Below are 21,817 nucleotides of genomic sequence, written 5' to 3'. Positions count from 1 at the left end.
GTGTTACTTGGCGGCCTCGACGAACTCCGTGGTGTACGTCTTGCTGAGGTCGACATCGGCGTTCTGGATGTTCGTGTTGAAGGCCTTGAGCACCTTCTCCACGGTCTCCGGACCGTTCTCCGGCATGACTCCGTCGTCGGTGAACATCGGCAGAGTGCTCTCGATGGACTGCGTGTAGAGAGCCTTGTCGCCCTGGGCGTAGTCGGCGGGCATCTTGGCCGCGATCTCGGAAGCGCTGTGCGTGGACATCCACTTGAGCGTCTTGACGAATGCGTTGACCATCTTCTGGACGGTGTCCTTGTGACCGTTGACCCAGTCCGTCTGCATGTACAGGCTCGACGACGGGTACGGCCCGCCGAGCGCCTTCTGGGACCCCTCCGGCGTCCGCATGTCCACCAGGACCTTGCCCGCCTTCTTGTCCAGGATCGTCGCGACGGTCGGGTCGGTGGTCATGCCACCGTCGATGGAACCCTGCTGGAGCGCCGAGATGAAGGTCGCGCCCGCGCCGACGGCGACCGGAGAGAAGTCGCTGACCTTCACCCCGTTCTTGACGGCGAGGTACTTGGTGAGGAAGTCGGTCGACGACCCGAGGCTGGTGATGCCCAGCTTCTTGCCCTTGAAGTCCTTGGGCGAGGTGATGTCACCGGCCGCCTTGGTGGAGACGACCTCCACCTCGCCGGGAGCGCGGGAGAACTGCACGACGGACTCCACCGCCTTGCCCTTGGTCTGCAGGTCCAGCGTGTGGTCGTAGAAGCCCACCGTCCCCTGGACCTGGCCGGCGACGAGCGCCGTCTCGGCCTGCACACCGGCCGGCTCGGTCAGCAGTTCCACATTGAGGCCCTCGGCGTCGAAGTAGCCGAGCCGCTGGGTGAGCATCGCGGGCAGGTAGATGACCTTGTCCAGGCCACCCACCATGATCTTGACCTTCGTGCCCTTGCCCGAGCCGGTGGAGGCCGTGCTCGCCGCGTCGTTGGCGCAGGCGGTGAGGGAGGAGAGGGCGAGCAGGCCGGCGGCGGCCAGGGTGCTGTATCTGGCGGACTTGCGCATGACGGTTCACGTCCTTGTGAGAGGTGGTGCGGAGCGGAGAAGAGGGGTGCGGGCTCAGTCGTCGGAACCCGACGGCCTCCACCGGAAGATGCGGCGCTCGGCGAAGGTGAGGAGTCCTTCGGCGGCGAGCGCGACGACGGCGAGGATGGTCATCGCGGCATACACACCGGCCGCGTTGAAGGTGCCCTGCGACTGCGCGACGAGCAGGCCGATCCCCTTGGTGGCACCGATGTACTCGCCGACGATGGCGCCGATGAGGGCGAAGCCGAAGCTGACGTGGAGGCTGGTGAAGATCCACGAGGTGGCCGACGGGATGACGACCTGGAGGGTCACCCTGCGGTCGCTCGCGCCGAGGATCCGCGCGTTGGCGACCAGGTTGCGGTCGACCTCACGGGCGCCCTGGAAGGCGTTGAAGAACACCGGGAAGAACACCAGCACGACGGCCGAGGCGACCTTGGAGGACGCGCCGAGGCCGAACCAGATCACGAAGATCGGGGCGAGCACGATCCTGGGGATCGAGTTGAGCACCTTGATGTATGGACCAAGGACATCGGCGAGGAAGCTGATCCGTCCCAGCGCGATACCGAAGACCACACCGGCGATGACACCGATGACCCAGCCGAGCAGAGCCTCGTAGAGCGTGTACCAGATCTGCTCGCCCAGGGGACCGAGGGCGGTGCCATGGGTCACCCAGGTCCAGATCTGGTCCCAGATCTTCGACGGCATCGAGAAGTTGAACGGGTCGATGACCTTGGCTCGGGACAGGACCTCCCACAGGCCGAGGACGGCCACCAGGAGCAGGACGCGCACGGCGAGCACGATCGCCTTGCGTCTGCGGGCGGCCTGGGCCCGCGACCTGGCGCGGTCCGGCGCCGCCTTGGCCGTCTCGACGACCGGTGTGCTGAGGGTGTCAGGCGACATGAGCGGCGCCCCTCTCACGGGTGATGCGGACCTCTTCGCCGAGGGACTCCCAGATCTCGCGGTAGATCTCGATGAACCGCGGCTCCAGACGCACCGACTCGACCTTGCGGGGGCGGGGCAGGTCGATCTCGAAGACCCGCTTCACGGTCGCGGGCCCGGCGGTCATGACGACGACCTTGTCGGCCAGCGCGATGGACTCCTCCAGGTCGTGGGTGACGAAGACCACCGAGGCGCCCGTGCCCTCCCACAGCTCAAGCAGCTCGTCCGACATCAGGGCCCGGGTCTGCACGTCGAGCGCGGAGAACGGCTCGTCCATGAGCAGGATCTCGGGGTCGTTGACGAAGGTCGCGGCGAGCGCAACGCGCTTGCGCTGACCACCGGAGAGCTGGTGCGGGTAACGGTCCTCGAAGGCGGCCAGCCCGACCTTGGCCAGCCAGGCGCGGGCCTTCTCCTTGGCCTCCGCCTTGGGCACGCCCCGGAAGCGGGGGCCGGCCATCACGTTGGAGAGGACGGTCCGCCAGGGGAAGGTGGCGTCCTGCTGGAAGACGAAACCGACCTTGTCACCGACGCCGGCGACCGGCTCGCCGGCCACCAGCACCTCGCCCTCACTGGGCTCCTCCAGCCCGCTGACCAGGGTCAGCGTGGTGGACTTGCCGCACCCCGTCGGCCCTACGACGGCCACGAACTCGCCGCGCCCCACGGTGAGGTCGAGGTCGCGGACGGCCGTGTGCAGACCCCCCGACGGGGTCTTGAAGATCTTGCTCGCACCCCGCAGCTCGATGGCGGGGCTGGTGTCTGCGCTCATGGGCCGGGACGGTAGGTGTGGCCCGCACCACGGCAGCAGTCTTCTGGGCGCAAGCCGTTCTTTTGCTCGCAAGCACCTGTTGTGCTCTTTTTGCTCGCGCTACAACTGCGGAGCCGAAACACGGGCTTAACGCTCGCCGGCCTTGAAGGAGAGGCCTGATGATTGACGTCCTGGTGGTCGACGACGACTTCCGCGTCGCTGAGATAAACGCCAAGTACGTGGGGAAGGTTCCCGGCTTCCGGGTGGCCGCCCGCGCGCACAGCGCTGCCCAGGCCCTGGCCGCAGTGGGCCGCGGCACCATCGACCTGGTCCTGCTGGACCACTACCTGCCGGACCAGACCGGCCTCGAACTCGTCCACCAGATGCGGGAACAGGGCCACGGCACCGACGTCATCATGATCACGGCGGCCAGCGATGTGACGACCGTCCAGAAGGCGATGCGCCTGGGCGCCCTGCACTACCTGGTCAAGCCGTTCACCTTCGCCGCCCTGCGCGCCCGCCTGGACTCCTACGCGGCCCTGCGCCGTACCGTCGACCGGGTAGGCGGCCGGGGCCTGACCGGCCAGGAGCAGGTCGACCGGATCTTCGGCGCCCTGCGCACCTCACCGGCGCCGTCCGCGCCCGGCCTGCCCAGCGGCCACTCCGAGCCCACGACGGACCTCATCTGCGGCGTCCTGCACCGCGCCGGCCATCCGCTCTCCGCCCACGAGGTGGCTGCCGAGACCGGCCTCAGCCGCTCCACCGCCCAGCGCTACCTCCGCCATCTGGAACAGGCCGGCCGCCTCCGGCTCTCCCTGAAATACGGCGACACGGGCCGCCCCGAACACCGCTACGCCTGGGTCGCGCCGTAGCTCTTCCGGGGCGCTCTAGACGGCCCCTGCCCCTGTCAGCGACCGCACCTCGGTCTCCGCGTGCCGGGCCTCGTCCGGAACCTCGTCCGAGGTGACCGTGCCGAGCCAGCCGGCCAGGAAACCGAGCGGAACGGAGACGATCCCCGGGTTCTGCAACGGGAAGTACTGGAAGTCCACCCCGGGGAACAGCGCGCCCGGGCTCCCGGACACCACCGGAGACAGCACGACCAGCCCCAGCGCGGGTACCAGGCCGCCGTATACGGCCCATACGGCGCCGCGTGTCGTGAAGTTCCGCCAGAACAGCGAGTACACCAGCGCCGGCAGGTTCGCCGAGGCCGCCACCGCGAAGGCGAGCCCCACCAGGAAGGCGACGTTCATGTCCCGGGCCAGCAGGCCGAGGGCGATCGCCACGACACCGATACCGACCGCCGCCGTGCGCGCCACCGCGACCTCGCTGCGCTGCCTGGCGTGCGGCCTGCGCAGCGTGGCGTACAGGTCGTGGGCGACGGACGCCGAGGAGGCGAGGGTGATCCCGGCGACCACGGCGAGGATCGTCGCGAAGGCGACGGCGGCGACCACCGCGAACAGAACCGTTCCGCCTGTGGAGCCCGCACCACCGCCCAGGTCGAGCGCCAGCAGCGGAACCGCCGTGTTCCCCGACGCGCTCGACGCCCGCACCGCGTCCGGCCCGACCAGGGCCGCCGCCCCGAAGCCGAGCACGATCGTCATCAGGTAGAAGCTCCCGATCAGCCCGATCGACCAGACCGCCGAACGCCGTGCCGCCCGCGCGGTCGGCACCGTGTAGAAGCGGGACAGGATGTGCGGCAGGCCCGCCGTGCCCAGCACCAGCGCCAGTCCCAGGCTGATGAAGTCCAGCCGGGCGCTCCAGCTCCCGCCGTACCTGAGCCCCGGCACCAGGAACTCCTTTCCGTGCCCGCTGCGCTCGGCGGCCGTGAGCAGCAGCCGGTCGACGTCTCCGTGGAAGCGCAGCAGCACCAGCACGGTCAACGCCACAGTCCCGCTCAGCAGCAGGACCGCCTTCACGATCTGGATCCATGTCGTGGCCCGCATGCCTCCCAGCGACACATAGATCACCATCAACGCGCCGACGCCGATGACCGTCCACGCCTGCGCCGCCTCGCTGGTCCGCCCGAGCAGCAGCGCGACCAGGCTGCCCGCTCCCACCATTTGCGCCACCAGGTAGAGAACGGACACGGTGACCGATGACGTTCCCACCGCGATCCGCACCGGCCGCTCGCTCATCCGCGCCGCGATCACATCGGCCAGCGTGAACCGCCCGCAGTTGCGCACCAACTCAGCCACCAGGAACAGCACGACCAGCCACGCCACCAGGAAGCCGACCACATACAGCAGCCCGTCGTAGCCGAAGAGCGTGATGAGCCCGGTCACCCCGAGGAAGGAGGCCGCCGACATGTAGTCGCCCGCGATGGCAAAACCATTCTCCATCGGCGAGAAGAGCCGACCGCCGGCATAGAACTCCTCCGCCGAGCCGTGCCGCCTCCGGCTCACCCACGTCGTGATCCCGAGCGTCACGGCGACAAACGCGCTGAACAGCAGCAGCGCCAGGGTCTGATGGTGGCCGGTCATGCCGCACCGCCCCGCGCGCCCCTGGTCAGCTCCTGGGTGTCCCAGCGCAGCTCCAGCGCGGCACGGTCCCTGCGCAGCCGCGCGTGCCGGGCGTAGGCCCAGGTGAACAGGAACGTGGTGAGGAACTGCCCGAGCCCCGCGACCATCGCCACGTTCACCGCTCCGGCGACGGGCCGCGCCATCAGCCCCGGCGCCGTCGTCGCGGTCACCACATATCCCACGTACCAGGTGAGGAAGACGGCGGTCCCCGGCACCACGAACCTCCGGTACCGGCTGCGCACCTCCTGGAAGGCCGCGCTGCGCTGCACCTCCAGATACACGTCACGGGCGTGAACCGCCGCAGCGTCCCGCTCCGTTCGCGCGCCCGGTACCGCGGGAGTCTGCCTCCCGGTGCCGTCCAGCTCGCCCCAGCCGGAGGCCAGCGCGTCGTACCAGGGGTCCTCGTACCTGACTTCTCGGGAGGCCGCGTCGTACTCGCCCTGGTTTTCGTACCGCCCGGCCGAACCCTCGGAGCCGTCCCCGCCGTCGCGGTGACGCCCGTTGCTTGACTGCATGCCCAAGGATGGACAGATCGGGAAGATCCCCGACTCTTCTTCCCCTGGCTCTTCACCCCATCAGGTGACTCAATCCGCTGGTGGCCGCACCAATCCCTTCCCGTAGGCGTAACGCACCGCCTGGGCCCGGTCCTTGAGCCCCGTCTTGGCGAACAGGTTGTTGATGTGCGTCTTCACGGTCGCGGTGGAGACGTGCAGGCTCCGGGCGATCTCCTGGTTGGTGAACCCCTCGGCGATCAGCACCAGGACCTCGGTCTCCCGCGCGGTGAGCCCGTCCGGCGCCTCCATGGCCACGGGTGCCGGTTCGGGCTGCGACAGCCGCTCCAGCAGCCGCCGTTGGATGCTCGGCGACAGTCCCGCGTCCCCCGAGAGCACGCTCTCCACGGCGCGCACGATCTCGTCGCCGCCCGCGTCCTTGGTCAGGTAACCACGGGCACCGGCCCGCAACGCCGGGAACAGCGACTCGTCGTCCGCGAACGTGGTCAGCACCACGACCTGGGTCCCCGGGTACTCCGACCGGATCCGCCGGGTCGCCTCCACACCGTCGCAGCGCGGCATCCTCAGGTCCATCAGCACCACGTCCGGGGCCAGTTCGGCGACCAGCCGGACCGCCTCCTCCCCGTCACCCGCCGCTCCGACCACCTCCACGCCGGGCAGCAGACCGAGGAGCATCACGATCCCCTCCCTGACCACGGTCTGGTCATCGGCGACCACGACCCGTGCGGGCTTCTTCTCCCCCTCCGTCTCCGTCATACGGGCACCCTCAACCTCACCTCGAACCCCTCGTCGTCCCGCCCTGCCTCCAGCGACCCGCCCAGCAGCTCGGCCCGCTCACGCATACCCAGCAGACCGTACCCGCTGCCGGAGCCGGTGAGTTCGCCAGGACGACCGCCCGAGTCCCGCACCTTCAGCATCACTTCATGATCGCTGTAAGCCAGCCGTACCTGGACCTTGGCGCCGTGGGCGTGCTTGCGGACATTCGTCAACGCCTCCTGGGCGACACGTCGTACGGTCTGCGACGCCTCAGCGGGCAGGGACCTGCGATCACCCGTGACGGTGACCTCGGCGCCGTCGGTCGAACCGGCGAGTTCGGTCAGGAACTCCTCCAGCGGGGTGAGCTCGCCACGCAGGGCGGACAGGGCCTGGCGGGTCTCGGCGAGCCCGTCGCGGGCCATTCCGCGGGCGGCCACCACCCGTTCCAGGATCTGCTCCCGGTCGGCTCCGCGCTCGATCAGCAGCCGCGCGGCCTCCAGGTGCACCATCTGGGCGGAAAGGCTGTGCGCCAGCACATCATGGATCTCCCTGGCGATCCTGGCCCGCTCCGCCAGTGCCGCCGACTCGGCCTCGGCCGCTCTCGCGGCGCGCTCCTGGGCGAGCAGCCGCTGGGCGTGGCCCCTGGCCTCTGCGTCGAGTCTCATGACGTAACCGGCGAGAGCCATGCCGGCGACCGTGGCCGCGGTGGTCAGCCATACGTCGTTGTTGAACGCGGAGTACGAGGCCAGGGCCACCGATGCGACGGGCAGGGCGATCGCGACCGGCAGCCGCTCCAGGGCGGAGATGCCGCAGCCGCACCAGATCACGAGGGCCGGTCCCCGGAAGCCGGTGGTCTCCGCCACGACCGCGACGCCCAGGAGCACAGTAATGAGCACCAGGGAGGGGAGGAGCCGGTGGGCGTAGGTGGTCCGGAAGAACCCCCAGGACACCACGGCGGTCACGGCGACCCCCGCCACCGCCGCGGCCACACCCCAGCCGTGGACGTGCGACTGGTTGAAGGCGCTCCACACCAGCAGGGCGAGGACGAGCAGTCTCACGCCCCAGGCGAGGGAGCGCCTGGGGCGGGAGACACCCTCCCGGCTCAGCGCTTCTCGCGGGGGCCAGCGCGTCCAGGCGTTCTCCGTCACACGCCTTCCCTCCTGGTGACCCGGGCCATGCCGTCACCGTACGCCCGGGTGGGGCCGCTCGCGGACGCGGTGGAGGGGAGCGACTGGGCACGCCAGACGAGGATGCCGGCGCGGACCAGCAGGGTGACCGCCAGTCCGAGCATGAGAGCCGCGCTGTCCTGATGGACGCCGATGGCGGCTCCGACGGCGTAGAGACCGACGCGCACAGCTATGCCGGCGAACCAGACGAGCCCGCTCGCCTTGGTGCTCCTGGTCCACACGGCGCCGTCGGTTTCCGTCCACACCCGGGTGGTCCAGGCCCACGCTGCGCCCATGACCAGTCCCACCAGCATCTCGGTGGCGAGCAGGAGGGCGGACGCGGTGCGGTGGTGGGCGTCGAGTATGCCGGGTTCGCGCAGCGCCACGACCGCGAGGATCACGGGCACCAGCCACCAGCGCCGGCCTGTGCTGATCGGGCGGGCGCGAAACTGCCGCGCGATCACCACGACGACGACGGCCACGATCAGCAACGCGTTGACGAGCCCGGACATCAGAGCCTCCGTGAGCGGGAAGGGGCGGTGCCGGGAGCGGGAGCTGCCGACGCCTTCGACGCTACGGAAATGCGCAGGTCAGCAGATCGGAGCGGGGGTGGATCACGGGTGGATTCCAGCGCGTGGGATCTCTCCACCCCCGGGTGGAGACCCCCCACGGAACTGCGCGGGCCCCGCCGGCCCGCGGGGCAGACCTCCGGAGAGCCGACGGGCCTCGGACTGGCCGACAGGGCTCGGCGGGCCGACAGGCCTCGGACTGGCCGACAGGTTCGGCGGGCCGCAGGGCAGACCTCCGGCGAGCCGACAGGCCTCGGACTAGCCGACTGGCTCGGCGAGCCGACAGGCCTCGGATTGGCCGACAGGGCTCGGCGGGCCGACGGTGGGCATGGCATCCCGCAGAATCGACCGATCGGCGCCCGGCCGGACGGCCGACGAGGTCCTGCGGCCCCGGCGGACAGGCCGGAAGGCCCGGCCGGACAGCGGACACCCGCCGCCGCCCGGCCCACCGCCCTGCCCTGCCCTGCCCTGCCAGCCGCCGGCCTACCGCAGCGAGGCGCACCGGCCGCCACGTCGGCCAGAGCCGAGCGCAGCGGCTACGCGTCGATCCGGGACCGGTCCAGCGTCGCCGCCGAGCTGGAGATGAACTCCTTGCGCGGAGCAACGTCGTTGCCCATCAGAAGGTCGAAGACCTGCTCGGCCGCATCGAGGTCGGAGAGGTTGATGCGGCGCAGGGTGCGGTGGCGCGGGTCCATCGTCGTCTCCGCCAGCTGGTCGGCGTCCATCTCGCCGAGACCCTTGTAGCGCTGGATGGAGTCCTTGTACCGGACGCCCTTGGTCTGGAACTCCATCAGCTTGTCGCGCAGCTCGCGGTCCGAGTACGTGTACACGTACTTGTCCTGGCCCTTCTTGGGCTGGACGATCTCGATCCGGTGCAGCGGCGGGACCGCGGCGAAGACCCGGCCGGCCTCGACCATGGGCCGCATGTACCGCTGGAACAGCGTCAGCAGCAGGCAGCGGATGTGGGACCCGTCGACGTCGGCGTCGGTCATCATGATGATCTTGCCGTAGCGGGCGGCGTCGATGTCGAAGGTGCGCCCGGAGCCCGCCCCTATGACCTGGATGATCGCCCCGCACTCGGCGTTCTTGAGCATGTCCGTCACCGAGGACCGCTGGACGTTGAGGATCTTGCCGCGGATCGGCAGCAGCGCCTGGAACTCGGAGTTCCGGGCGAGCTTGGCGGTACCGAGCGCGGAGTCGCCCTCGACGATGAAGAGCTCGCTGCGCTCGACGTCGTCGCTGCGGCAGTCGGCGAGCTTGGCGGGCAGGGACGAGGACTCCAGGGCCGTCTTGCGGCGCTGCGCGTCCTTGTGCTGGCGGGCCGCGATGCGGGTCCGGGCTGCGGCGACCACCTTTTCCATGACCACGCGGGCCTGGGCGGCGGCGTCCCGCTTGGTGGAGGTGAGGAACGCCTTCAGTTCCTTCGAGATCACGCTGTTCACGATCCGGCGGGCCGCCGAGGTGCCGAGGACCTCCTTGGTCTGGCCCTCGAACTGCGGCTCCGCGAGCCGGACGGTGACGACCGCCGTGAGGCCCTCCAGGGCGTCGTCCTTGACGATGTCGTCCTCGGCGACGCGCAGCAGCTTCTTGGCGCGCAGCGCCTCGTTCAGGGTCTCGCGGATGGCCTGCTCGAAGCCGGCCACGTGGGTGCCGCCCTTGGGCGTGGCGATGATGTTGACGAACGACCTCACGGTCTGGTCGTAACCGGTGCCCCAGCGCAGCGCCACGTCGACGCCGAGTTCGCGGGTGACCTCGGTGGGGGTCATCTGGCCGTGTTCGTCGAGAACCGGGACGGTCTCCTTGAAGGTGCCCTGTCCGGAGAAGCGGAGGACGTCACAGACCGGCTTGTCGGTGGCCAGGTACTCGCAGAACTCGCTGATACCGCCGTCGAAGCGGAACGACTCCTCACCCTTGCTGCCGCCCTCGCCGAGGCCGTACTCGTCGCGGACGACGATGGTCAGGCCGGGCACCAGGAACGCGGTCTGGCGGGCACGCTGGTGAAGCGTGTCCAGGGCGAGCCTGGCGTCCTTGAGGAAGATCTGGCGGTCGGCCCAATAGCGCACACGCGTGCCGGTGCGCGTCTTGGGCACCCTCTTGGTCTTGCGCAGTCCGCTCTTGGCCTCGAACTTGGCGTCCGGACCGTCGCCGGCGAAGGCACCCGGCACACCGCGGCGGAAACTGATGGCGTGCACCTGACCGCCGCGGTCGACCTCGACGTCGAGCCGCGCGGAGAGCGCGTTGACCACGGATGCGCCGACGCCGTGCAGACCGCCGGAGGCCGCGTAGGAGCCGCCGCCGAACTTGCCGCCGGCGTGCAGCTTGGTCATGACGACCTCGACGCCGGACAGGCCGGTCTTGGGCTCGACGTCCACGGGGATGCCGCGGCCGTTGTCCCGGACCTCGACGGAGCCGTCGTCGTGGAGGATGACGTCGATGTGGTCGCAGTAGCCGCCGAGAGCCTCGTCCACGGCGTTGTCGATGATCTCCCACAGGCAGTGCATCAGACCGCGACTGTCGGTCGATCCGATGTACATGCCGGGACGCTTGCGCACGGCTTCAAGGCCCTCAAGGACGAGCAGGTGCCGCGCGGTGTAGTTGGAGCCGTCCCGGTCTGCTCCTGTCAGCAGCGCTGTGGACGGCACGGACGTATCGGCGGTCACGCGGTTCGCTCCTCGCTGAATTTCGATGGGGCCCCTTTTGGGTAAGGGCCGGCTTCGGTCGCCGCTCAGAGGGTACCGAGGCCTGGTAGAGCCGTTGTAACGCCACCCTCGTCATGAACTCACACTAGTCCAAGGTCGTATACGTGTTCGATCCCTCGATGGAGTGAAGTACATATCACGTTCCCTTCGAGGCATGAACCATTTAGGCTCCGGGCACGTCCTCACAAACAACCGGCAACCCGGCCGGGAGGATGAGACCGATGAACCGCGCGAACCCGTAAGCACCGAAGACGACGCAATACGGCACATTCGCCGCCAACCGGCAGCAGACGGCCACCTCGAAAGATTTTTTTTCGAGGAGAAGCCCCGAGCGGGAACGTTTTCGGGCTGGTTGGATGTTGACCCTGGTACGACAGCTCGTCGAGCTAGAGAAGAGGCGACGTGACTACTGTTCTGACCCCCGCGAGCCACCTGACGGCCGCCGATCGCTGCGACCGCTGCGGCGCCCAGGCATACCTGCGCGTCGTGCTGCTCAGCGGCGGAGAACTGCTCTTCTGCGCCCACCACGGTCGCAAGTTCGAGCCGGAACTCAAGAAGATCGCCGCTGAGATACAGGACGAGACGGAGCGGCTGACCTCCGCTCCGGCCGCCGCTTCCGAAGATGAGCGCTGACCTCTCGCATCCACGACGAGCCAGCTCCGGCAAGGCCGGTGAAGGGCGGCCGCTTCCCTGGGGAGCGGCCGCCCTCGTCGTATGCGCACAGAGGCTCTCAGGAGCGCTTCTGAGCCCCGCGTGAGCCGCCGAGGGCACCTCCGGGACCGAGCGCCCGTACGACCTCCGAGACGCGCGTGTAGACGCCAGGGCTCCCCCGTCTGCCGCAGCCGCTCCCCCATGACACAAGCCCGATCAGCTTCTTGCCGGCGACCAGCGGCCCTCCGCTGTCGCCCTGGCAGGCGTCCGGGCCACCGCGGGTCTCGCCCGCACACACCATCGAGTCCGCCCGGTAGGTGCCGTCGGCGCCGCCGGGATAGGCACGCTCGCATGTCTCGTCGGGCAGCACATGGAGCCGCGCCGCGTACAGCCGGCGCGAGTAGTCTCCACCGCCCGTGATGTCCCCCCACCCCGAGACCAGGGCGCTGGTGCCGGGTGCGTAGGCGGTGTCCCCGTCGGGAGCCATCGTGATCACCGCGTCGCCCGGCAGGGGCTCGGCAAGGGTGAGGACGGCGAAGTCACCGGTGTTGGCGTCGGGGTCGTAGCCGGGATTGACCCGGGCGACGGTGACGGGGATCTCCTGGCCCTGCGACGCGAGCAGATCCGTCCGGCCCGCGATGACCTTGAGGTCGCGGACCGGGTCGGACGCTCCGCCGATGACCTCGTCGGCGAGGCAGTGGGCGGCGGTCAGCACCGTGGTCCGAGCGATCGCCACCCCGCCGCAGAACTGACCGGCCCGCGTACCCCCGAACCGGTCACGGCTGGACAGTGCGACCGTCCAGGGGGCCTGGGAGACGTCGACGGGGAAGCCGCCGACCACGATGCTGTCGGCGACGGCGGGAGGCGTGGTGGCCAGCGGTATGGCCGTGGCTACGGCCGCCAGGATCAGCGGCCGGATCAGGGCCGGGGCAACAGAACGGCGCATGCACGCTCCTCACTCTGGGTGGGACTGGGACACCCAGAGTCATCCAGCGCACCGCGACCCGCAGCACGAAGGCCCGGCCTCCGCGGCGGGAGACCGGGCCTTCGACGCCGTACGACGGCGACCTAGTCGAGGTAGTCGCGCAGCACCTGGGAGCGCGACGGGTGGCGCAGCTTCGACATGGTCTTGGACTCGATCTGACGGATGCGCTCACGCGTGACGCCGTAGACCTTGCCGATCTCGTCGAGGGTCTTCGGCTGACCGTCGGTGAGACCGAACCGCATGGAGACGACACCGGCCTCGCGCTCGGACAGGGTGTCCAGCACCGAGTGCAGCTGCTCCTGGAGGAGCGTGAAGCTGACGGCGTCCGCGGGGACGACCGCTTCGGAGTCCTCGATGAGGTCACCGAACTCGCTGTCGCCGTCCTCACCCAGGGGGGTGTGCAGGGAGATGGGCTCACGGCCGTACTTCTGGACCTCGATGACCTTCTCCGGGGTCATGTCGAGCTCCTTGGCCAGCTCCTCCGGGGTGGGCTCACGGCCCAGGTCCTGGAGCATCTGGCGCTGCACGCGCGCGAGCTTGTTGATGACCTCGACCATGTGCACCGGGATACGGATGGTGCGGGCCTGGTCGGCCATGGCGCGGGTGATCGCCTGACGGATCCACCAGGTGGCGTACGTGGAGAACTTGTAGCCCTTGGTGTAGTCGAACTTCTCGACCGCGCGGATCAGACCGAGGTTGCCCTCCTGGATGAGGTCCAGGAAGAGCATGCCGCGGCCGGTGTAGCGCTTGGCCAGGGAGACCACCAGACGGAGGTTGGCCTCCAGGAGGTGGTTCTTGGCGCGGCGGCCGTCCTCGGCGATGATCTCCAGCTCGCGCTTGAGCTTGGGGGCCAGCTTGTCGGCGTTGGACAGCTTGTCCTCGGCGAACAGACCGGCCTCGATGCGCTTGGCGAGCTCGACCTCCTGCTCGGCGTTGAGCAGGGGGACCTTGCCGATCTGCTTGAGGTAGTCCTTGACCGGGTCGGCGGTGGCACCGGCCGCCGCGACCTGCTGCGCCGGCGCGTCGTCCTCGTCCTCGTCGGACAGGACGAAGCCCGCGCTCTCGGCGCCCTCGGGCTCCTCGGTGCCCGCCTTCGCCTCCTCAAGGACCTCGTCCTCAAGGATCTCGGCGTCGTCCTTCTTGGCGGCGGTCTTCTTGGCCACCGTCTTCTTGGCGGCGGCGGTCGCGGTCTTCTTCGCGGCCACCTTCTTGGCGGTGGGGGCGGCTTTCTTGGCGACGGCCTTCTTCATGGGCGCCGCCTCCTCGGCCGGATCGTCGGCGACGGCGGTGGGCGCCACGGCCGGGGCGGCCGGGGCAGTGGCCTTCCTGGTGGTCACCGTCTTCGCCGCGACCGTCTTGGTGGCGGTGCGCTTGGCCGGACTCTTCGCTGCGACGCTCTTACGGGTGCGCTTGGGCTCCGCGGCACTGACCATCAGCGTCACACCCTCTTCCTCAAGGATCTGGTTGAGGCTGCGCAGTACGTTCTTCCACTGAGTGGCCGGAATCTGGTCAGCTTCGAAGGCCCGACGCACATCGTCGCCGGCGATCTGCCCCTCAGCCTTTCCCCGCTCAATGAGAGCCATGACAGAGACGGACTCGGCGATCTCCGGCGGGAGCGTACGGGATGTGCTGGCCGACACGAACAACCTCTCGGAACGTTGGAAAACGGCTTCCGGCCCCGTCCGGGACGGACTGGAGCCGACCGCCGGCTTGGGGATGGGCCGACGGCGCGGGCGGGGGCCGGGAAGATGCACAGCGCCATGAATGGCGTCCGTATTCCCTCCGCGGCTGTCACCTCTTAGGTCATCGCGTTGTCCGCAAGAGCGTTACGCCCAATCTACGTGGCCCGAGTCACACCCCGTAAGCGCTCAAAAACGGTCAGACGTGGGCAGAAGTAGTCGTTGATGATCTCTCCGGGCCGTTCGGGCCGATGCCGAGCCTGTTCACACGGCCGGTCACCGCCCACCACGTCGGCCCCGCCTAGCCCACCGCCGGACCCCGCCGGAGCCCTGAGGGATCCGGCGGGGTCCGGCGGCGGCCGGCGGAAGCGGGTTCCCGGACCGACGACGCCCCGAGAACACGGCACTGACGGAGAGCACCGCTCTTGACGCGGGTCAGTGCTCGCGCGGGGCGGGCACCACGCGCTCCACCTCGGGGTGGATGGCCAGCAGCTGTCGCATCGCCGACTCCGCCGCGGTTCCGTCGCCGGCGCCGAGCGCGTCGACGATCCGCGCGTGCTGGGCCAGGGACGTCTCGTTCGGCCGGTCACAGCCGGTGACCGGGCCGCCGGACACCTGGAGGGCCGCCGACACGATGCCGGAGAGGTGCTCCAGCATGCGGTTGCCGGCGACCTGGATGAGCAGCGAGTGGAATTCGGCGTCGGCGCGCGAGAAGGTCAGCGCGTCACCCTGTGCCATGGCGTGGCTCATGATCTCGACCATGTCGCACAGGCGCTGCTGGACATCCTCGCGGCCGTGCCCGGCGGCGAGGCGGGCGGCGAGCGGCTCGATCGTCCAGCGCAGCTCGCTGAGCTCACGGCGCTGGTCGTCGCGCTGCGGCCCGAAGGCCCGCCATTCGATGATGTCCGGGTCGAGGAGGTTCCAGTCACTGACGGGACGCACGCGCGTGCCGACGTTCGGGCGGGCGCTGACCAGCCCCTTGGCCTCCAGGACCCGGAGGGACTCGCGGACGACGGTGCGGGAGACCTCGAATCGCTGGCCGATCTCCTCGGGGACCAGGGGGCGGTCCGCACCCAGGTCGCCCGAGACGATCATCTGACCCAGCTGCTGGACGAGTTGACCGTGCAGTCCGCGACCGCGGCTGCCCGCGGCGCGTCGGCCCACACGGCCCAGCTCCGGATCCGCGCCCTCCCAGGACGGCGTACCGACACGGTCGGTGGCGGGGACCTCCGCATAGGGGTAGCGGTCGAGTTCGCCCGGGCCGACCAGACCAGAGTCTGCGGAGCGGGCGGCGGTCATCATGGTGTGCGCAAGGGTACTCACGGATCCTTTGTCGGCGCTGCCTCCAACTCCCTTGAGGTCTTTGGTGAAAAGCACACGAAAGGGTGATCGCTCACCGCGTCGCAATTGACGCCTTATCGGAAAGAAACGGCCTTTCTGCGGGGAGTTGTGCGCAGGGTGGGATCGCAAGCGTCCGGTCCCCGGTCATCGGAGCCTGGCCCGCAGGGCGCTGAACAGATACGCGCAGAGCAGCGCGGCCAGCGACAACGCCAGTGCACCGCCCACCGGTTGGACCAGCACCCGGACCGCTCCGACCAGATAGCGCTCTCCCCCGAAGGGCCACTTCAGCAGGAACATCTCCCGCAACCTCATCGGGAGTCCGGCGGCCACCCGTACCCCCGTACCCTGTACAGCCTCGTGTACGACGGGCACGACGAGCACGGGCACGGCGAGCACCGCGGCGAGACCCCCCGTGGTGGACCGGAAGACGCCTGCCGCCAGTACACCGGCCCAGGCACAGCCGACGATCAGCCCGAACCAACTCGTGGTCAGCAGGAGCCAGTCGGCGGGAACCTGTGCGAGCTCCCGACCGTAGACGAGGTAGAGCACCTCGGCGTCGCAACCCACGGTGAGGAACGAGAGCAGCACCGCGGTACCCCCGGAGACCAGCAGTTTCGCGGTGAGCAGCCCCAGTCGGCGGGGCACGGTGCCGCGGTCCGCCGCCAGCGCGGGGTGGCGGAACTCGTCTCCGAAGGCCAGCGCGCCGATCAGTCCCGCTCCAAGTGCCGCCGGGGGCAGCGGCAGCTCCCGCGGCCAGGCCGCGAAGAGCCGGGCCTGCGGGGTGTGCCCGGCCCTGGCCAGCAGTACGGCGGTGAGGGCGGACACGAGCAGTACGGCACCACAGGTGAAGAAGCCGGCACCGATCCCGGCAGCCCGGCGGAGTTCGTAGCGCAGGGGGCGCAGGGGGCTGGGCGCCGGGCGGACGGAGATGGGGGGCGGAAGCGGGGACGGCGCGCCCAGGTCGTCAGCGGCCCCGTCCTGGAGCGGGGGCCCCACCGGGGCCGGGGCGGACTCGTCGTCGGCTGCCCGGACCCTATGCGGCTCCGGCTGCCGATGACCGCCGGACAGCCGGGCGCCGGGTGTTTCGCCGGGTCCGGAGCGAGTGGGCGGTCGTGTTGCGCGCACCTCGGCGGATACGTCGCGGTGCGGCGGCTCATCGGCGGCGGCTTCGACGGAAACGGCCTGCGTCGGCGACTGCGGGGCCGGAGCTTCGAGGGGTAGCCCGCGGGCGGCGGGCTGGGTGGTGGCGGCTTCGGTGGGTACCGCGTGGGTCGGTGACTTGGCCGTCAGGGCGTCGACGGACATGGCGGTCTCGACGGACACCGTACGGGGCAGCGGCTGGGCGGAAGTGCCGGCCGGTGGCTGGGCCGGGACGGCGGGCGCCGTCCTGGTGACCCCCGCAGGACCGGAGGCCTCGGTGGAGCCGAGGGAGGCCGACGGCTTGGCGAGCCCGGGAGCCGTCGAAGCTTTGGCGAGCCCGGGGGCGGTCGAAGGCTTGGCGGCCGCCGGAGCGGACAACTGGTCGGCGGGACGCACGGGAGTGGAGAACTCCCCGTCCGGGGTCGCGGGCACGGCCGTGACGGCCGGGTCGTCGGTGAGCCCCGTGGCGGTGACACAGGGCTGCGGTTCAGCCGCGCCAAGGGGTTCCGCGGCGGCAGTCGGCCGGCTTCGACTCGGCTCCTGGTCGGCGGTGCGCAGCCGCTGCGCGAGGCTCGGGGCGACCGCGGGCTGCGGGCCGCCCCGCTCCGCCCTCGACTGCGGGGCGACCGCGGGTGTGTCCGTGTCCGTGCGCCGGTCCGCGCGCGGCGCGCCCTGCCGACCGTCGACAGGCGCCTCTCCGACGGCTCGCTGGGGATACGCCGGGCGGGCACCGTCCACCGCGCTCCGCTCACCCAGGCTCACACCATGGGGCCGCTCGCGGGTAGACCCGTCCTCGTCCGTGGCGGTCGGCTCCCGACGCTCCGGCCCCTGCCGCGCGTCCTCCGGCACCTCGTGGGTCGACAGCTCCGCCGCGGCGGCGCCCGGCCCCATGTCACCTGTCTCGTCCGCCAGTTGGTGGACCAGGATGCCGTGACGGAAGGCGGCCTCACCGACTTCGGCGGTCGTACTGCCGTACACGGAGAGGCGGTTGCCGCCTTCCCTCACGACCTCCACCGAGCGGTGGGCGGTGCGGGCCTCCTTGCCGAGCACGGCGGCGAGCCGGTCGGCATGCGGGCTGCGGACGGCCACGCGTGGGCGGAGCCGGGTGCGGGCGAACTCCCTGGCCTCCTGGTCCGCCACGAGCCTGCCCGCCTTCAGGGTGACGACCCGGTCGGCGGCGCGGGCGGCCTCCTTCGGGTCGGCGGTGGTGAACAGCACCGTGCCGCCCTGCACCGCGTGGGCCCGGAGCATGCGGTGCAGCCAGTGGGCCTCACGGGTGGACAGGCCGTCCGCGGGCTCGTCCAGGACGAGGGTGTGCGGGTCGGGGAGGAGAGCGCAGGCCAGGCCGAGCCGGCGGTCCATGCCGTGCGACAGCGTGCCCAGGCGCTCCTCGCTCAGGCTGACGAGCCCGACCGCTTCGAGCACGTCGTCGGCGCGCCGGGCCGGTACCCCGGTCGCCGCGCACAGCATCCGCAGGTGACCGCGGACGGAACGGGACGGATGACCGGGGACGTCACCGAGGAGTACGCCGACCTCGCGCGAGGGGTGGGCGATGCGGTGCAGGGGGCGACCCCTGAAGTAGGTCAGCCCACGCCCCTGTTGGAGTTCGAGCATCAGTCTGAGCACCGTGGTCTTGCCCGCGTTCGCCTCACCCAGGAGTGCGGTGACGCGGCCCGCGCCCGCTTCGAAGGTCACGTCGTCGACGGCGGGCGGGTGCGCCTTGCGGGGGTTGCTGGTCAGTCCGAAGGCCTGGATCACCTTAGGGAAGATAGCGCGGAATGACCGTTTTTCCGGGTATAGAAGGGTTTAACCTTTACCGAGTTCGCGCTGTCGGACGGTCACACCTCGGGCCGCAGCATCGGCGGATTGAGCAGGGTGGCCCCGCCGGCCCGGAAAAGCTGGGCCGGGCGGCCGCCCTGGCGGGTGGTCGTACCGCCGGTGGGGACGAGGAAGCCGGGGGTACCGGTCACCTTGCGGTGGAAGTTGCGCGGGTCGAGCGCCACGCCCCACACCGCCTCGTAGACGCGACGCAGCTCGCCGACCGTGAACTCGGGCGAACAGAACGCGGTGGCGAGGGACGAGTATTCGATCTTGGAACGGGCCCGCTCCACACCGTCGGACAGAATCTGGGCGTGGTCGAAGGCGAGCGGCGCGACCGGCTCGCCGTCCCGGCCGTAGCCGCCCTGCGCGAGCAGTTCCTCCACCGGGGCCCAGCGCGCGTTGCTGGCGTCGCCGCCCGCGCGCGGCGCGGGCAGGTCGGGGGCCAGGGCGAGGTGGGCCACGCTGACCACCCGCATCCGAGGGTCACGCTTGGGGTCACCGTAGGTCGCCAGCTGCTCCAGGTGGGCTCCGCCCTCCTGGGCGGGGGCGTCGGGGTCGTGGGCCCGCAGCCCGGTCTCCTCCGCGAGTTCCCGCGCCGCCGCCTGTGAAAGATCCTCGTCGGCCCGCACGAAGCCGCCCGGCAGCGCCCAGCGCCCCTGGAAAGGCGACTCCCCTCTGCGCACGGCCAACGCGCACAGGGCATGGCGACGCACGGTCAGCACGACCAGATCCACGGTGACGGCGAACGGCGGAAAGGCTGACGGGTCGTAGGGCATGCGGTGATCATAGTCGTCTGCCTGACGATAAACACTCCCTTCGGTGGCCACTCCGACGGCTGATCCACTTCGCTCCGGTATGCGCCCCGAATCATTCCGGCGCGCGTTCTCCACTCGGTCGTCCTTTCGCCACGGCCGTGACGTCGTACCGGCTCGTCCTTCTCCGGGCAGCTCACACTCCTAGCTGCAGGCCGGCCGCGGCCTCCTCGACCATGGCCAGGCCGAGCCGGCTGACCCGCACCGAGAAGGGCGCACCGGCGACCCGCAGTCCGGTCAGGCCGAGCTCGCCCAGGGGCGCGCTGTGGGCCGGGCGGAGGGTGACGGTCCCTGCCGGGGCGTCGGGGCGGATACCGGCGAGCGCGGTGAGGAGGAGAACCCCGGCAGCGGCGGCGGTGGCCGCCGGACGGCAGGCCGCGGGATGCGGAAGAGGGGCGCTCCCCTCGGAACGCTGCTCGCCGGCGAACATCTCCGGCAGCCGGTGACCGAAGTGCTCGGCCGCCGCAAAGAGACCGCGCAGCAGCCCGCCCGCCTCCTTCTCGTAGCCCGCAGCGACCAGTCCGGCGACGGCGAGCGCCGTCTCCTGGACGCGGACGGCACCGGACCGATGGCCGAACGGACTGTGTCCCGCCTCCTTGGCCCCCAGGCCGCGCAGCCCCCACCCCGAGTCCATGGCCGGTCCGCCGAGCAGTCGCGCGAGCTGTTCGGTCTGCACCCTGTCGAGCAGTCCGACGGCGTGTTGGCCCGCGCCGAGCAGGCCGGTGTCGAGAAGGTGCACGGCGGTGGCGCCGAGGTGGGTCAGAGGGCGGCCGTCCGGGGTCAGGGCCGCGGCAGGACGCCCGCCTCCTCGGTCCTCGACCCAGAAGTCCGCCCGGAAAGCCTTCCTCAGCTCCGCCGCCCACTCCCGCAGCCCGGCACCACCTGGCCGGTCGCAGGCGTCCAGGAGATCGGCACCCAGCAGGGCGGCCCGGTGGGCATGGGCCTGGGTCTCGCCGCGCGCGGGGCCGCCGGGCTGCGGGTCGCAGAGGTAGGTCCGATCCTCCGCCATGGTGCGCAGCCAGGTCAGACAGCGCTCGGCGGCGGGCAGCAGTTCCCGTGTCTCCTGCTCCGGGAGCCCCCAGCGACGGGCCTCCGCCAGCAGGACGGGGAAGAGCAGGGTGGCCTCCGTACCCGTGCAGCCCGGCGGCAGGTGAGCTCCGGCGTCGCGGCGCGGGCCGGGGATCATGCCCGTCTGCGGCCCCGGGCCGCCGAGTTGGGTGCGGGCCAGGGTACGCAGCGTGCCTGCGGCGAGGCGGGTACCGAGGGGCAGGGTCATCCGGGCGGCGGCGAGAGCCTCGGCCGGGGCCAGACCGCAGCGCCAGGGCGCCCCGGCGGCGAGGTAGCTGTCAAAGGGGTGCGCGGGGTCGCGGAGCAGCAGCGCCTGAAGGTCGTCGATGCTCGTCCTGAGCAGCGACGTGGCCCTCGGGTCGTCGCCCGTGGCCCTGGCCGGTGCCAGCGGGCTGGTCGCGGCACGTCCCACGGCACGCAGGGGGGCCGCGCCGTCCGTTCGCACTCGCAGCTCCACGCTCGCCGTGGCACCCGGCGGCAGCTCGAACTCCCAGCGCAGCAGTCCCGCCGAGGCCAGCGCGTCTGCGGGCGGCGGGTCGGCCGTGACCGACGCGTTGCCGGTGGGGGTGGTCCAGCGGAGGCCGGAGTCGTGGACGCTGGCCGGGAGTTCGGGCCCCGGAATGCCGGAGGCGACGGCGCTCAGATCGGCCAGATCCGTGCCGAGGGCCACCTCCAGCGGCAGGCGCAGGGGGTGGAGTGCGCAGTTGCGCAAGGTGATGCGCTCCGTGCCGTCGGCGTGCCGGATTCGTTCCACGACGACGTCCGGATCCGGTCCCGCCGCCGGGGAGACCCGGACCGTGCCGACGAAGCGGGCGGAGTCCGCTCCCTTCATCCGGGCCTGGACGGCGAGTGGTTCGCGGCCCGCGACACGGACCTGGCAGCGCGCGAGAAGCCGCCGGCCCGCGCGGTAGAACCCCTCCAGGCCCTGGCCGGTCAACTGACCGTGTTCCGTGGAGAGGGCGAGGCAGGGCAGCGCGACGCAGATCAGGGCGGTGTGCGTGGGCGGCAGCCCGCCGACGCGTCCCGCGACCGGAGGAACCGGTCGGGCAGGGGCGGGCCGGGGATCGCGGCCCCGTGGCTGCGCGGGGCCGCCTTCCGGCGACGGGGGCCAGGGCGGCCCGTCCCGCAGTCGTCGGTTGTCGGCGGCGGTGGAGGGCGAAGTCGGCTGATGCATGGGGAGGCTTCTTCTGCGCGCTGTGCGCCTGCGATGTGCCGGGCGCCGGACTGAGGGCTCCAGGGGGACAGGGGACGGGCGGCGGTACGGCCCGTCCAGGCGTTCCGCCACTCAGGTGAACGGAGACGGACTCCTCCTGGTCACGCCCCCGCCCGCCGAAGCCGATCGGATGC

At 70.9% G+C, this 21,817-nt stretch carries 17 protein-coding genes; 2 read left to right on the top strand and 15 right to left on the bottom strand.

The features are described from left to right. Positions 1 to 3 precede the first annotated feature (3 nt). Genes OHB00_RS36920 through OHB00_RS36910 form a run of 3 tightly spaced genes read right to left on the bottom strand, consistent with a single transcriptional unit; the run spans position 4 to position 2,773 of the window. On the bottom strand, positions 4 to 1,047 hold the full coding sequence (locus tag OHB00_RS36920; protein WP_406441395.1) for an ABC transporter substrate-binding protein: 1,044 nt from the start codon (positions 1,045 to 1,047) through the stop codon (positions 4 to 6). A 54-nt stretch (positions 1,048 to 1,101) separates the two neighbouring features. Continuing rightward, positions 1,102 to 1,968 (bottom strand): ABC transporter permease, encoded by an 867-nt coding sequence (locus OHB00_RS36915; protein WP_406441394.1) that lies wholly within the window; start codon positions 1,966 to 1,968, stop codon positions 1,102 to 1,104. Beyond that, entirely contained in the window at positions 1,958 to 2,773 is an 816-nt protein-coding gene (locus OHB00_RS36910; RefSeq protein WP_406441393.1) for an ABC transporter ATP-binding protein, read from the bottom strand. Before OHB00_RS36910 ends, OHB00_RS36915 begins: the two co-directional genes overlap by 11 nt. A 158-nt stretch (positions 2,774 to 2,931) precedes the next feature. On the opposite strand from OHB00_RS36910, the gene OHB00_RS36905 reads away from it, so the two are divergent. Next, positions 2,932 to 3,624: a response regulator gene (locus tag OHB00_RS36905; protein ID WP_406441392.1), complete on the top strand. Its 693-nt coding sequence runs from the start codon at positions 2,932 to 2,934 to the stop codon at positions 3,622 to 3,624. A gap of 15 nt (positions 3,625 to 3,639) precedes the next feature. Here OHB00_RS36905 and OHB00_RS36900 read toward each other — a convergent pair whose 3' ends face one another. The 6 genes from OHB00_RS36900 to OHB00_RS36875 all read right to left on the bottom strand — a co-directional run bounded on the left by OHB00_RS36900 (position 3,640) and on the right by OHB00_RS36875 (position 10,934). Beyond that, positions 3,640 to 5,232, bottom strand: coding sequence for a cation acetate symporter (locus OHB00_RS36900; protein ID WP_406441390.1), 1,593 nt, complete (start codon positions 5,230 to 5,232; stop codon positions 3,640 to 3,642). Then, complete coding sequence (locus tag OHB00_RS36895) at positions 5,229 to 5,786, bottom strand: DUF485 domain-containing protein (RefSeq protein ID WP_406441388.1); 558 nt, start codon at positions 5,784 to 5,786, stop codon at positions 5,229 to 5,231. Before OHB00_RS36895 ends, OHB00_RS36900 begins: the two co-directional genes overlap by 4 nt. 69 nt (positions 5,787 to 5,855) lie before the next feature. Continuing rightward, positions 5,856 to 6,539 carry a response regulator gene (locus OHB00_RS36890; RefSeq protein ID WP_406441386.1) on the bottom strand — a complete coding sequence of 228 codons (684 nt, stop codon included), beginning with the start codon at positions 6,537 to 6,539 and terminating at the stop codon, positions 5,856 to 5,858. Continuing rightward, the gene (locus OHB00_RS36885) at positions 6,536 to 7,687 is read right to left on the bottom strand and encodes a sensor histidine kinase (protein ID WP_406441384.1); all 1,152 of its coding nucleotides are present in this window, start codon (positions 7,685 to 7,687) and stop codon (positions 6,536 to 6,538) included. The genes OHB00_RS36890 and OHB00_RS36885 overlap by 4 nt, the downstream gene beginning before the upstream one ends. Then, positions 7,684 to 8,217 (bottom strand): DUF1453 domain-containing protein, encoded by a 534-nt coding sequence (locus tag OHB00_RS36880; protein ID WP_406441383.1) that lies wholly within the window; start codon positions 8,215 to 8,217, stop codon positions 7,684 to 7,686. Before OHB00_RS36880 ends, OHB00_RS36885 begins: the two co-directional genes overlap by 4 nt. 593 nt (positions 8,218 to 8,810) lie before the next feature. Next, on the bottom strand, positions 8,811 to 10,934 hold the full coding sequence (locus OHB00_RS36875) for a type IIA DNA topoisomerase subunit B (protein WP_406441381.1): 2,124 nt from the start codon (positions 10,932 to 10,934) through the stop codon (positions 8,811 to 8,813). 441 nt (positions 10,935 to 11,375) lie between these two features. Between OHB00_RS36875 and OHB00_RS36870 the strand changes: the two genes are divergently transcribed. Further along, positions 11,376 to 11,606, top strand: coding sequence for a hypothetical protein (locus OHB00_RS36870; protein WP_406441379.1), 231 nt, complete (start codon positions 11,376 to 11,378; stop codon positions 11,604 to 11,606). A 97-nt stretch (positions 11,607 to 11,703) separates the two neighbouring features. Here OHB00_RS36870 and OHB00_RS36865 read toward each other — a convergent pair whose 3' ends face one another. The 6 genes from OHB00_RS36865 to OHB00_RS36840 form a co-directional block, all read right to left on the bottom strand. Then, complete coding sequence (locus tag OHB00_RS36865) at positions 11,704 to 12,570, bottom strand: serine protease (RefSeq protein WP_406441377.1); 867 nt, start codon at positions 12,568 to 12,570, stop codon at positions 11,704 to 11,706. Positions 12,571 to 12,692: 122 nt separating this feature from the next. After that, positions 12,693 to 14,249, bottom strand: coding sequence for an RNA polymerase sigma factor (locus OHB00_RS36860; RefSeq protein WP_406441375.1), 1,557 nt, complete (start codon positions 14,247 to 14,249; stop codon positions 12,693 to 12,695). 474 nt (positions 14,250 to 14,723) lie between these two features. Beyond that, positions 14,724 to 15,611: a FadR/GntR family transcriptional regulator gene (locus OHB00_RS36855; RefSeq protein WP_406441373.1), complete on the bottom strand. Its 888-nt coding sequence runs from the start codon at positions 15,609 to 15,611 to the stop codon at positions 14,724 to 14,726. A 162-nt stretch (positions 15,612 to 15,773) separates the two neighbouring features. Then, on the bottom strand, positions 15,774 to 18,527 hold the full coding sequence (locus OHB00_RS36850) for an ATP-binding cassette domain-containing protein (protein ID WP_406441371.1): 2,754 nt from the start codon (positions 18,525 to 18,527) through the stop codon (positions 15,774 to 15,776). 80 nt (positions 18,528 to 18,607) lie between these two features. Further along, positions 18,608 to 19,366 (bottom strand): NUDIX domain-containing protein, encoded by a 759-nt coding sequence (locus tag OHB00_RS36845; protein WP_406441369.1) that lies wholly within the window; start codon positions 19,364 to 19,366, stop codon positions 18,608 to 18,610. 172 nt (positions 19,367 to 19,538) lie between these two features. Then, entirely contained in the window at positions 19,539 to 21,644 is a 2,106-nt protein-coding gene (locus OHB00_RS36840) for a glycogen debranching N-terminal domain-containing protein (protein WP_406441367.1), read from the bottom strand. Between the last annotated feature and the right edge of the window lie 173 nt (positions 21,645 to 21,817).

Origin of the sequence: Streptomyces sp. NBC_00631, assembly GCF_045206895.1 — a bacterium.
Classification (GTDB): Bacteria; Actinomycetota; Actinomycetes; order Streptomycetales; family Streptomycetaceae; genus Streptomyces.
This window is presented reverse-complemented; position numbering and strand designations above follow the sequence as displayed.